Source organism: Bacillus sp. L381, assembly GCF_030284525.1.
Classification (GTDB): domain Bacteria; phylum Bacillota; class Bacilli; order Bacillales; family Bacillaceae; genus Bacillus; species Bacillus amyloliquefaciens.
Map to the genome: position 1 here is coordinate 2,517,931 of NZ_CP127224.1, position 12,089 is coordinate 2,530,019.

The 12,089-nt window shown below is 46.8% G+C and carries 11 protein-coding genes; 2 read left to right on the forward strand and 9 right to left on the reverse strand.

The window, feature by feature from the left end; genetic code table 11:
• Positions 1-12 precede the first annotated feature (12 nt).
• From relA to comN, 7 genes are all read right to left on the reverse strand, one after another.
• Positions 13-2,217 (reverse strand): GTP diphosphokinase, encoded by a 2,205-nt coding sequence (relA, locus tag QRX25_RS12850; RefSeq protein WP_065981967.1) that lies wholly within the window; start codon positions 2,215-2,217, stop codon positions 13-15.
• Positions 2,218-2,374: 157 nt separating this feature from the next.
• Positions 2,375-2,887 (reverse strand): adenine phosphoribosyltransferase, encoded by a 513-nt coding sequence (locus QRX25_RS12855; protein WP_013353031.1) that lies wholly within the window; start codon positions 2,885-2,887, stop codon positions 2,375-2,377.
• Positions 2,888-2,892: 5 nt separating this feature from the next.
• Positions 2,893-5,250, reverse strand: coding sequence for a single-stranded-DNA-specific exonuclease RecJ (gene recJ / locus QRX25_RS12860; RefSeq protein ID WP_115997693.1), 2,358 nt, complete (start codon positions 5,248-5,250; stop codon positions 2,893-2,895).
• A 55-nt stretch (positions 5,251-5,305) separates the two neighbouring features.
• Complete coding sequence (locus QRX25_RS12865; protein ID WP_115997694.1) at positions 5,306-5,632, reverse strand: LapA family protein; 327 nt, start codon at positions 5,630-5,632, stop codon at positions 5,306-5,308.
• Between the two features lie 63 nt (positions 5,633-5,695).
• Positions 5,696-6,193 (reverse strand): cation:proton antiporter regulatory subunit, encoded by a 498-nt coding sequence (locus tag QRX25_RS12870; RefSeq protein ID WP_115997695.1) that lies wholly within the window; start codon positions 6,191-6,193, stop codon positions 5,696-5,698.
• Positions 6,194-6,323: 130 nt separating this feature from the next.
• The gene (gene secDF, locus QRX25_RS12875; RefSeq protein WP_115997696.1) at positions 6,324-8,543 is read right to left on the reverse strand and encodes a protein translocase subunit SecDF; all 2,220 of its coding nucleotides are present in this window, start codon (positions 8,541-8,543) and stop codon (positions 6,324-6,326) included.
• 33 nt (positions 8,544-8,576) lie between these two features.
• On the reverse strand, positions 8,577-8,876 hold the full coding sequence (gene comN / locus QRX25_RS12880; RefSeq protein WP_115997697.1) for a post-transcriptional regulator ComN: 300 nt from the start codon (positions 8,874-8,876) through the stop codon (positions 8,577-8,579).
• A 122-nt stretch (positions 8,877-8,998) separates the two neighbouring features.
• Between comN and spoVB the strand changes: the two genes are divergently transcribed.
• Positions 8,999-10,555, forward strand: a complete 1,557-nt coding sequence (spoVB, locus tag QRX25_RS12885; protein ID WP_065522677.1) for a stage V sporulation protein B — start codon at positions 8,999-9,001, stop codon at positions 10,553-10,555.
• A 7-nt stretch (positions 10,556-10,562) separates the two neighbouring features.
• Here spoVB and QRX25_RS12890 read toward each other — a convergent pair whose 3' ends face one another.
• Positions 10,563-11,219 carry a DUF421 domain-containing protein gene (locus tag QRX25_RS12890; RefSeq protein WP_065981974.1) on the reverse strand — a complete coding sequence of 219 codons (657 nt, stop codon included), beginning with the start codon at positions 11,217-11,219 and terminating at the stop codon, positions 10,563-10,565.
• A gap of 166 nt (positions 11,220-11,385) precedes the next feature.
• Between QRX25_RS12890 and QRX25_RS12895 the strand changes: the two genes are divergently transcribed.
• Positions 11,386-11,772: a TIGR04086 family membrane protein gene (locus QRX25_RS12895; RefSeq protein ID WP_013353039.1), complete on the forward strand. Its 387-nt coding sequence runs from the start codon at positions 11,386-11,388 to the stop codon at positions 11,770-11,772.
• A 51-nt stretch (positions 11,773-11,823) separates the two neighbouring features.
• On the opposite strand, the gene yajC is transcribed toward QRX25_RS12895, so the two are convergent.
• Positions 11,824-12,084: a preprotein translocase subunit YajC gene (yajC, locus tag QRX25_RS12900; protein WP_003152695.1), complete on the reverse strand. Its 261-nt coding sequence runs from the start codon at positions 12,082-12,084 to the stop codon at positions 11,824-11,826.
• Positions 12,085-12,089: the final 5 nt, after the last annotated feature.

Below are 12,089 nucleotides of genomic sequence, written 5' to 3' on the forward strand. Positions count from 1 at the left end.
AGCAAGCTCCTTTTAGTTCATTACCCGGCGGACTGAATATATGTCTCTGATCTGCTTAATCCGCTCGACCACTTTATGCAGATGATTGATGTTTTGAATAAAAATCGCCATATGAATCGTAGCGACTTTATTGCGGTCGGATTTGCCCGAGACAGACGAGATGTTGGTTTTCGTTTCATTTACGGCCTGAAGCACTTCATTTAACAGCCCGAGACGGTCATACCCCAGAATCTCAATCTCAACGTTATATTCTTTGCGTCTTTGAACCTGTGATTCATGCTCCCATTCAACAGGGATCAAACGTTCCTGCGCTTCATTCGTTTTTACGTTCGGACAGTCATCACGGTGAACGGATACACCGCGCCCTTTTGTAATAAAACCGACAATATGATCGCCTGGCACCGGGTTGCAGCATTTCGACAAACGGACGAGAAGGTTGTCGATACCTTTCACGCGCACACCTGCTTCCCGTTTTCTCCCTTGCGGATACTGTTTCGGCTCGGAAGTGACTTCCTGAACGATTTTTTCCTGCTCTTCCTGATCACGCAGCTTCCGTTCTTTTTCGGTGAGCCTGTTGGCCACCTGCAAAGCGGTAATCCCGTTATACCCGACCGCCGCGTACATATCCTCTTCATTTGAGAAATTGAACTTGTCGGCAACCTTTTGAAGGTTTTCGAGCGTTAAAACATCCTTCACTTCAAAATCAAGATTTTTAATTTCTTTTTCGACTAGCTCACGGCCTTTTTCGACGTTTTCTTCACGGCGCTGTTTCTTGAAAAATTGGCGGATTTTGTGTTTCGCCTGTGACGTCTGTGCGAGTTTGACCCAGTCTTGACTCGGACCGTATGAATGCTTGGACGTCAGGATTTCGACGATGTCGCCCGTCCGGAGCTTATGGTCAAGCGTCACCATTTTCCCGTTGACTTTCGCTCCGATTGTTTTGTTGCCGATCTCCGAATGAATCCTATAGGAAAAATCAATCGGTACAGAGCCTGACGGCAGTTCAATGACATCGCCTTTTGGCGTAAATACGTATACCATGTCAGAAAATAAATCGATTTTCAGCGATTCCATAAATTCTTCCGCATCGGTAGATTCGTTTTGGAATTCCAGAATTTCGCGGAACCAGGACAGTTTTTTCTCAAATGTCGCTTCTTCGTTTGCAGCCTTGCCTTCTTTATATGCCCAGTGTGCAGCCACCCCGTATTCAGCGATCTCATGCATCTCAAACGTTCTGATCTGCACTTCCAGCGGATCGCCTTTAGGCCCGATTACGGTCGTATGCAGAGACTGATACATATTAGGCTTAGGCATCGCAATATAATCTTTGAATCTGCCCGGCATCGGCTTCCAGCACGTATGAATAATGCCGAGTACGGCGTAGCAGTCTTTAATGCTTCCGACAAGAATACGGACGGCGAGCAGATCATATATTTCATTGAACTGTTTATTTTGCAGCGCCATCTTGCGGTAAATGCTGTAGATGTGCTTCGGACGGCCTGAAAAGTCCGCTTTGATATTCACTTCTTCGACGCGTTTTTTCACTTCATTGACAACCTCTTCGACATAAAGTTCGCGTTCCGCGCGCTTTTTCTTCATGAGGTTAACGATTCTGTAATATTGCTGAGGATTCAAATAACGGAGAGCGGTGTCTTCAAGCTCCCATTTGATTTTAGAAATCCCGAGCCGATGGGCCAGCGGAGCGAAAATTTCCAGCGTCTCATTTGAAATTCTCCGCTGCTTTTCCTGCGGAAGATGTTTTAACGTCCGCATATTATGAAGGCGATCCGCCAGCTTGATCAATATGACTCTGATATCCTGAGCCATAGCGACAAACATTTTTCGATGGTTTTCCGCCTGCTGCTCCTCTTGAGATTTATACTTAATTTTACCGAGCTTCGTTACACCGTCGACAAGCATCGCCACTTCTTCAGAAAATGCTTCCTTCAGGTCATCGAGGGTGACATCCGTGTCCTCGACCACGTCATGCAGAAATCCGCCCGCAATCGTGGAAGGGTCCATTTCCAGATCCACGAGGATTCCCGCCACCTGAATCGGATGAATGATGTACGGCTCACCTGATTTGCGGTACTGTTCGCGATGCGCGTCTTGCGCATACAGGTAAGCTTTCTCAACAAACGCAATCTGCTCCTCCGGCAGATAAGTGCGCGCTTTATCTATTACTTGCTCGGCAGTCAATACTTGTTCGTTCGCCATGGAATCACCTTTTTTAAATGTAAACTGTATTAGTTTATTATCAAGAAAAAAACGAGAGATGTAAAGGGCAGAAGTTCAAAACACCTAAAGAATCTGTCAGGATGATGAAATAATAGGAAAAAAGCACCCTGACACGAGTGCTTTTTTCCATATGCGGTTAATATTTCATTAGTGTTAAAATATCGTAATCGTCAAGCTTTGCTCTGCCGTCAAGGTAAGAAAGCTCAATTAAAAACGCAATACCGGCTACGACGCCGCCAAGCTCTTCCACAAGCTTAATCGTTGCTTCGATCGTTCCGCCTGTTGCCAATAAGTCATCAGTAATCAGAACGCGCTGTCCCGGCAGGATCGCATCTTTATGAATCGTCAGTACGTCTTTGCCGTACTCCAAACCGTAATCGACTTTAATGACCTCACGCGGAAGTTTTCCTTCTTTCCGAACCGGTGCAAAGCCGACTCCGAGCGCATATGCGACCGGACAGCCGATAATGAAGCCGCGCGCTTCAGGCCCGACAACTAAATCAATTTCTTTTTCTTTTGCATATTCAACAATTTGGTCAGTCGCGTAACGGTATACGTCGCCCTTGTCCATCAATGTCGTAATATCTTTAAATTGCACGCCTTCTTTCGGGTAATCGGGCACAATTGTTACGTATTTTTTAAGATCCATCTGTTCTATGTCCTCCTCGTACTTTCATAAGCCTCTGAACCTTGGTTCATCAGCTTATTCAGCCATTCCTTCAGCTCATGGGCTGCGGAATAATTGAGCTTCTGGTCTAATTCCATCAGCTGCTGTTTTACCTGATAGGTTTGCGAATCTGCGAGGTCGCGTTTTTTCGCGCCGCTCACGACAGACAGCACACCATCTTCTATTTTAACAAAACCGAGATCAAAAAACACCTTTGTCATGAAATTGATTGTGTCAATTGACCATCCTCTGTGTCTTGCAAGCTCTGAACCATGCCTGCCTAAGTCAAAAGTGCCCCTTTTCAAGAGAAATGCGTAAAACCACTTGAAGTCATTCCGCGATGGAAATGAGGACAGGAAATGTTCTTCATGATTAATAAAAACAAAATAAATCCGTTCCGGCCTCTTCCCGTCAAGCATACGCTGGAGGCGGTCCGCTGACGGCGGCACATCCAGAAAAACGGCATACTTTCCGTCAAGCGGAAGAGCTTCCGCTTCGGATTCCGACGTGATTTCAGCCAGCTCACCCGAAAGCTCGGCACGGAGCTTTTGGGCGGTTTTTTCGTTAAAGCTGATGAGCACCCGTTTTTCCTTAGGCAGCGCAGTGACCGTGTCTTCCCACGTCCGCTTGCCCCTGATATCAAAAAGCTGCCATTCCGGCACCGCAGCATCTTTAATCATCAGCTGGGGTTTTTTTCTGTTGTTCCATTCATTAATAGACATCTCGCCGACAATGGAAATCGTTGATCCGGGAACAATCCCGGCTTCAAGCTCTCCTTTGTTAAAGCCGACGCAGTCGAGAACGGCGGAATCATTTTTCACCGTCATTTTCACGTGATTTTTATTTGCTCCGATCAGCCGCACTTCATCAAGCACGGCGTTTTCCACCATCACATGAGGTTTAGGGTTAAGCATGCCGAACGGCGACAGCATATTCAATTCTGTAATGCTTTCAACGGTGATGTCTTCGACGCCGCAGACAAGATCAACCTCCTGAACGGGGATAAAATCCTCTTCGGTAAGGGTTTCTTCAGCCATTTGATTCAGCCGGTCCCTTAAATCCGCCACATCTTCAGCCTTCAAAGTCATTCCTGCGGCCATCGGATGTCCGCCGAAATGAGGAAGAATGTCTCTGCACTGTGATAGGCTCGTAAAAAGGTTAAAGCCTCTGATGCTTCGCGCCGACCCTTTGGCGATTCCCTGCTCCTCATCAATCCCCAGCACGACAGCGGGCCGGTAAAAGCGTTCAGCCAGCTTCGATGCGACAATACCGACAACCCCCGGATTCCAGCCTGCTTTTGCCACGACAATGGCAGAAGGGTTTCCGCCTTGCTGCTGAACCATTTCAACAGCCTCTTCGGTCATGGTTTTCACCATTTTCTGCCGCTCTTTATTCAGCCGGTCAATATCCGAAGCCAGCTCCTCCGCTTCAAACTGGTCATCGGTCATCAACAGGTGCACGGCGGGATCAGCCTGTTCTATTCTTCCGACGGCATTCAGCCTCGGTGCGACCTGAAACCCGATCGTTTCCTCATCAGCTTGTCCGATATCGCCGCCGGAAAGCTTAATCAGAGCTTTGAGACCCGGCCGATTTGTCGTCCGAAGCCTTTCGATCCCAAGCGACGCTATTAATCTGTTTTCATCATGCAGGGGCACCAGATCAGCAACCGTACCGATCGCCGCCAAGTCCAGCATAGCTTCCGGCAAAGAACCCGTAAGCGCGTGGGCAAGCTTAAACGCTACACCGACGCCGGCCAATTCTTTAAACGGATAGCTGCAGCCCGGCTGCTTCGGGTGGATAATCGCAAATACGTCAGGAAGCTCGGGTCCCGGCTCATGGTGGTCGGTAATAATGACGTCTAAACCGAGCTCTTTTGCGACTTCAGCTTCATGAACGGCGGCGATACCCGTATCCACTGTAATGATAAGTGAAAATCCCCGCTCTTTTATGGAGCGGAAAGCTTGTTCATTCGGGCCGTAGCCTTCTGTGAAACGGTCGGGAATATAAAAGTCAACGTTCGCTGACAGCTGTCTGAGCGCCGTCAGCATCACTGACGTGCTTGTAACGCCGTCTGCATCGTAATCTCCGTAAATCATAATCGGTTCCCCGCGGGAAACCGCCAGCTTTATCCGATCAACTGCTTCCCGCATTCCCTTTAATTCATACGGGTCATAAAAGTCTGCATCCTTTGTATGTAAAAACAGCCTTGCACTTTCGGCAGTATCAAAACCTCTTTTTACAAGCAGCGATGCCACAAGAGGTGTTATGTCCAATTGTTCTGTGAGTGATTTGACCTTTTCCTTATCCGGCTGCTGGATTTCCCAGCGCATTTTTGACGCTAACATAAATTCACCCCTCAACCACCCTATTATACTAGAGCGGACTGAGGGGTTTCAAATGTTATTCTGATCCTTTTTTCTCTTCCAGCATTTCTTCCGGCGGCGCGGCTGGTTTTCTGCCGTCCGGATCAGCCGGCAATTCAGCGGCGGATCTGTTTTCTTTCCGCAGCATCTTAATTTCGCGCTTCAGCTTCATCACTTGAAATATACCGGCTGAAAACACGATCAGCGCCCCCATTAACACAGAGCCTAAAATGACTAAAATCAGCGGCCATTCAGCGGTTCCGAACAGATAATCAACCTCAACCGCCCGCACGTTAATGACAGCAAAAATGGCGACAATCAGAGTAAATAATAAAGCGAATATAATAGTCCATTGTTTATTCATGCGTCAGCCCCCACTTATTAATTCTTATCTTTTCCCTCATTTTCCTGCGGGTAAACCCCAGGCTCAGGACATCCGGGCCGTTAACTGCTCGCGGACCAGCTTTTTCAATCCGCTTCTTTCCCCAGATAAGACGAGGGTGTCCCCTTCATCAATCACGGTATCAAAGCCGGGGGTCAGCTGTTTTTGCCGGTTTTTCTTCACGATCGCAATTACCTGGACGTTGTAGTGTTCTTTGATATCCAAATCCCCGATTGTGCGGCTGACAGCCGGTGCATGAGATTCGGCTTTAAACCACTCAATGACGAGGTCGTCAAGCGCAACTTCCACACATTCCAGCGCTTTCGGTTTATACGTCATTCCCCCTAAAATAGCGGAGATCTGCCTCGCCTCTTCATCGTTAAATTCAACGGATGCCAAGCACTCGTCATGATCATTCTCATCGAAGTAATAGAGCTCTCTTCTGCCGTCATCATGAAGAATAATACTGATTTTATCGCGATTTTTCGTAATGACTTCGACTTTCTGGCCGATGCCCGGAAGCTCCGACTCACGAATGTTCATAAGAACCCTCCTACATGTTTTTACAGTGATGATTGATTATGTAAGCGTATGTCATTATAGCAAATGCAGGTTTTAAGTTCAATGCAGCCTGAAAAAACAGGCTGTCTTCTGCAAGACAGCCTGTTTCCCTTTACTCTTCGATTGATTTTTTCGATTTGAATTCTTTTCCTTTCCATACAAGCCACATCTGTGCGGCGATGTAAAGAGAAGAATAAACACCCGTCAATAAACCGATCAATAAGGCGACGGAGAAGTTTGTAATTGACGATGAGCCTAAAATGAGCAGCACGACGACAACAATCACTACGGTTAAGACCGTATTAATCGAGCGTGTAAAGGTTTGCTGCAAGCTCAGATTCACGATGTGTTCCAGATCGGCAAATGACTTCGGCTTGCGTTTTTTCATCTGCTCGCGTATCCGGTCAAATGTAACGATCGTATCATTTATCGAGTAACCGATAATGGTGAGAACAGCGGCGATAAAGGTTACGTCAACCTCCAGCCTTGTGATGCTGAAAAACGCGATGATAAAGAAAGCGTCATACAGCAGGGATACAATTGCGGCGACAGCCATTCTGTACTCGAAACGTATTGACACATAAATAATGATGCCGAGTGAAGCAATTGCCACGGCGTATAAGGCGTTACGGGCCAGTTCTTTTCCGACTGTCGGCGATACCGTGCTGACGTTCGGTTCAGCTCCGTATTTGTCCTTAAAGTACGTTTTGATTTCAGCGATCTTTTCTTTAGATGGCTCTCCGACAAACCGGGCCGCGGCAACATGGTTCTCTTTACCTGAGAGTACGATGTTTTCCGGATCCATGCCGAGAGAGTCAAAGTCTTTTTCAACCTGCTGCGCCGTCAAGGCATGATTGCTCTGCACGTCAATCCGCGCGCCGCTTGCAAAATCGATTCCCAAGTTGAGTTTAAAGATCAGTAAGATGATAATTCCCGCAATGGTTACAGCGCTTGAGAAAATAAAGAAGTATTTTCGCTTGCTCGTGAAATCCCATTTTTGGAACGCCGTATGCGGTTCAGTATTTTCATCTGTTTTCTGGATGTCCATAATATGTTTTTTCTTGACGCCGAACCAGCCTTTTTTCCGGTCAAGCCATCTGCTTTCCACAAGAAGAGAGAGCAGGAATCTTGAAAGGAAGACAGCTGTAATAAAGCTTGTCAGAATTGACAAAATCAGCATCGTCGCAAACCCTTTTACAGAGCTTGTCCCGAAAATAAAGAGCACGACCGCTGCGATGATTGTTGTGATATTCGCATCGAAAATCGTCGCAAATGACCGTCTGTTCCCTGAACGGAAAGCCGAGCGGACGGATTTGCCGAGTTTCAGCTCTTCTTTTATCCGTTCATAGGTGATGATGTTGGCGTCAACCGCCATCCCGACACCCAAAATGAGCGCCGCGATACCCGGAAGCGTCAGCACCGCCTGCATCCAGTCAAACACTTGAAGCGTAATATACACATATACAGAAAGCGTGATAACCGCAATGAGACCCGGCAGTCTGTAATAAAGCAGCATAAATAAGAAAACAAGTGCAATCCCGATGATGCCGGCCTCTACCGTATCATGTAAAGCCTGCTGTCCGAATTGCGCCCCTACTGAAGTAGAGTATTTTTCGGTCAGTTTCACAGGCAGCGCGCCCGCGTTTAAAATATTGGCCAAGTCCTTTGCCTTTTGAACGGTGAACTGGCCTTCAATTGTGACATCCTTCGTATTTAATTCCTGGCTCACATTCGGAGCGGATACATATTTCGGATGTTTTTTGCCGACTTCTTTTTTAAATGAATCGCCTTTTTGATAATCAAGCCAGATGACGAGCTGATTATTAGGCGCCATTTTCTTGACTTTTTTCGTCACTTCTCCGAACTTGTCCGCATCCTTCAGCTTCACGCTGACAATCGGTTCGTTCGTCGTCGGATCGAAAGTTTGCTTCGCTCCGTTTTCCACGAGATCAGAGCCGTTTAACAGCTCTTTATCATTCGTGTCTCTGAACGAGAGCTGCGCTTCCGTTGACAGAATTTCGCGTGCCCTGTTCTGATTCGTGACGCCCGCAAGCTGTACGCGGATGCGGTTGTTCCCTTCAATCTGAATGTTCGGCTCGCTTACGCCGAGAACGTTAGCCCGGCGGTTCAGCGCCTGCACCGTGCTGACAAGCACGTCTTTTGTGATTTTATCGCCTTTTTTGACGGGCTGCACATCGTACAGAACTTCAAACCCGCCGCGCAAATCCAATCCTAACGTAATATTATTGGCAGCCGGCTTTGTAAAATACCCCAGCCCTGTGCCGATCAATAATACGATCAGGAAAAACGCAATCAAGCGTCCTTTTTTCATTATGTATTTCCTCCTTAAACCTATGCCGTCAAATCATTGTCTCAGCAGTTCATCCAAAGCTTCCTGACCTTCATCGCTTTCCAGCCAATTAGACGACTTAAAAGCTTCGACGGTTGCATAGTTCATAAAATCGCCAATTTTAACTGATAAAATATCGCCGGCCAATTCATACAGCGGCAGTTCTGTTTTCTTTTTCCACTTTTTATGTATTAGGTATGACCATAAACTCTCATGTTCAACATCATCGTATCCGAGGATTTTGAACTCTTCAAGTTTACTGTACAAAAAAGGCCGCAAATGATCTTTATACATTTCGGCGGGATGTTTCTCCACTGGGCGCTCGCTCCTTTTTCCCTTTTTCCCTTTTTCTCGAAGACTTGTCATGCTCGGACGACATCGGCGCATATCCTTATTGTATATGATTCCAGGTAGTTTGAGAAGGCAGGGGTTGTAAAATGGCAAAACAGACTTTTTTAAGGGGCACTCTTATTCTCATCGCAGCCGGGATGATTACAAGAATGCTCGGCTTTGTCAACCGGGTGGTCATCGCCCGGTTTATCGGTGAAGAAGGGGTCGGATTGTACATGATGGCTGCCCCGACATTTTTCTTGGCCACCACTTTGACCCAATTCGGCCTCCCTGTTGCCATCAGCAAGCTTGTCGCTGAAGCAAGCGCCCGGGGGGACCGGGAAAAAATGAAACATATTTTAGTGATGTCGCTTACCATCACCGGGATATTAAGTCTCATCTTCACGCCGCTGTTTTTATGCTTTGCGCCGATTATGGCCGAAACGATGCTGACTGATCAACGCACGGTTTACCCGCTTTTGGCGATTACGCCCGTCGTGCCGATTATCGCAATCTCCAGCGTGCTGCGCGGTTATTTTCAGGGCAGGCAGAATATGAACCCGCTGGCGTTTTCACAAGTGCTTGAACAGATTGTGCGGATTTCACTTGTAGCGGTCTGCACGACGGTGTTTCTGCCGTACGGAATTGAATATGCCGCGGCCGGAGCCATGATTTCGTCTGTCATCGGGGAGCTCGCCTCTCTTATTTATTTATTCATTTGTTTCAAAGCAAAAAAAACAATCAGAATCAGAAAACAATTTTTTAAGTCGATTGCAAATGGAAAAGAAACTTTTCGCCAGCTGATGAGCGTATCGCTTCCGACAACCGGAAGCCGCTTCATCGGAAACTTGTCTTGGTTTTTTGAGCCTATTGTCGTCGCGCAGAGCCTTGCGATTGCAGGAGTGGCCACCGCTGCTGCCACCAGCCAGTACGGGGAGCTGACCGGTTTTGCCATGACGGTTTTGACGCTGCCCAGCTTTATAACCTATTCTCTGTCAACGGCGCTTGTTCCTGCGATCAGTGAAGGAATGGAGCAAAAAAAGCTGCAAGTTGTCGAATACCGTCTGGAACAGGCGATGAGGCTGTGTCTTTTAAGCGGGGGCATTTCAGTGGTTATTTTATTCTCTTTCGCTGATGAGCTGATGTCCGTCATGTACGGATCAACTAATGCGGCGGTATTTATTAAAGTGATGGCGCCGTTTTTTCTGCTTTATTATTTTCAGGGGCCCCTTCAAGCGGTGCTGCAGGCGCTTAATTTAGCCGGGGCCGCCATGATGAACAGTTTTATCGGAGCCGCTGTTAAAACAGGCCTTATTTTTGTGCTGGCGACCAGGCCTTCGCTCGGCATTATGGGCGCGGCATTGGCGATTGTGACGGGAATGGTCCTCGTCACCCTGCTGCATGCGGCCACTGTAAGCAAAGTGCTCCCGATCAGCATTAAAATAAAAGAATACGCGCTCTGCTTTGCCGTCATATTCATTTGCGGTTATGTGAGCCGCATTATAAAGCACGCCGTTCATTTTTCAGGGTCAGAGGCTGTTAATCTCACAGGATGGATTGCAATGACCGTGATACTGTACATTGTGCTTCTGCTGATATTCAGACTGATTAAAAGGGAGGAGCTGATCCGGATTCCGGTCATCGGCCGGTTTGTAATGCGGTGAGTCCGGTTTAAGGCTCCTCTTTTTCATTTTTGATATCAATAAAAAAAGCCCCGTCTGTAAACGTGCAGAATGATATTTCCGAAAGATCGCGATATCCTCTTTTTGCTAAATTTTTTTCGAGCCAGTGTTTGTCTTTCCCGATTCTGTCTAAATGCTCGTTTTGAACGACTCCATCGACGATGAGCGGCGTTTCCAGCTGCTTATCCTTATTGTTTTTCTTTTTGACGATTGACAGTTTTCCTGATGACTCTAAAACGGCGTATGACACGTCAGAAATTCTTTCGATGTTATTTTCCCTCAGCTGCATCAGAAGGTCGTCAAAATTGTAGCGCTGTGATCTCATCGCCCGTTCGTCGATTTTTCCCTGCTTAATGATAGTGGTTGGCTTGCCGTCAAGCAGCTGCCGTATTTTTTGGCTTTTGAGCGAGACAAAAGCAAGGCTTACCTGAATAATCATTAAAATGACAATCGGCACAATGGTATGCAAAAGCTGATCCTCTACATTTTCAATTGCCAAAACCGCTATCTCAGCAATCATAATGGAAACGACAAAATCCAAAATGCTCAGCTCTCCGATTTCCCGCTTTCCCATCAGCCTGAAAATCACAAGAATGATGATATAAAGCACTATCGTACGAAACGTAATAATGAAAATATCTCCCATATCGCACCTCCAACGGTCATAGCATTTGCCATCCGCTCTGTTTTATGTAAGAAATGAGCTGAACATGATGCTTTTACGTCTAATCCGAACATTCAGAGAATACATTTAGAAAAAGACAGGCTCCGGCTTGTCATATGTCAGGCCGCAGGGCGGGGAGGAGATAAAAATGGAAGAAACGAAACAAGTGGGAAAAGGCGTCTTGTACGGCTTAGTGGCTATCTTTGCAGTGATGCTGCTGACGAGTTTGGCGATTTCACTGTTACTGACGGTCACCTCAATGGAAGAGTCATCTTTCAGCTGGCTGATCACCGCGCTTTCTTTTCTATCTTTATTTGCGGGCGGTTTTATTTCCGGCGGCAAAGCGAAAGAAAAAGGCTGGATGATCGGAGCGTTAACCGCCGTTTGTTTCTCGTTAATCATCTTGCTGTTTCAATATTTAGGGTTCGGAAAAACGTTTACATCCGGTCAGCTTTTGTTTCACCTCGGCTTTTTGGGAGTCAGTATGCTGGGCGGCATTTTCGGAGTGAATTTGAAAGGAAGCAGATCAGCGTAATAAAAAAAGAGCGGATTCTCCGCTCTTTTTTAGTATGTATGAGCTTCGCTGTTACTCAGCGGAAGCTTCTCTGATTGCGCGACGGTCAAAAGTTAAACGGGTGTTATCACCTGTTTTAATGACGACCTTGCTCTCATCAATTGAATCAACAGTGCCGTGCAATCCTCCGATTGTCACCACTGAATCTCCTTTTTTCAGCTCTTCCTGCATCTGGCGCACAGCCTTCTGCTGCTTTTGTTGCGGACGGATGAGCAGGAAATAAAGCACTGCAAACATTAAAATAATAGGAACGATTGTGCCTAAAGTACCCATCTGTT

Coding starts and splice junctions, on each gene's coding strand:
- relA (WP_065981967.1), bottom strand. CDS start 2,217: ATGGCGAACGAACAAGTATTGACTGCCGAGCAAGTAATAGATAAAGCG.
- QRX25_RS12855 (WP_013353031.1), bottom strand. CDS start 2,887: ATGGATCTTAAAAAATACGTAACAATTGTGCCCGATTACCCGAAAGAA.
- recJ (WP_115997693.1), bottom strand. CDS start 5,250: ATGTTAGCGTCAAAAATGCGCTGGGAAATCCAGCAGCCGGATAAGGAA.
- QRX25_RS12865 (WP_115997694.1), bottom strand. CDS start 5,632: ATGAATAAACAATGGACTATTATATTCGCTTTATTATTTACTCTGATT.
- QRX25_RS12870 (WP_115997695.1), bottom strand. CDS start 6,193: ATGAACATTCGTGAGTCGGAGCTTCCGGGCATCGGCCAGAAAGTCGAA.
- secDF (WP_115997696.1), bottom strand. CDS start 8,543: ATGAAAAAAGGACGCTTGATTGCGTTTTTCCTGATCGTATTATTGATC.
- spoVB (WP_065522677.1), top strand. CDS start 8,999: ATGGCAAAACAGACTTTTTTAAGGGGCACTCTTATTCTCATCGCAGCC.
- QRX25_RS12890 (WP_065981974.1), bottom strand. CDS start 11,219: ATGGGAGATATTTTCATTATTACGTTTCGTACGATAGTGCTTTATATC.
- QRX25_RS12895 (WP_013353039.1), top strand. CDS start 11,386: ATGGAAGAAACGAAACAAGTGGGAAAAGGCGTCTTGTACGGCTTAGTG.
- yajC (WP_003152695.1), bottom strand. CDS start 12,084: ATGGGTACTTTAGGCACAATCGTTCCTATTATTTTAATGTTTGCAGTG.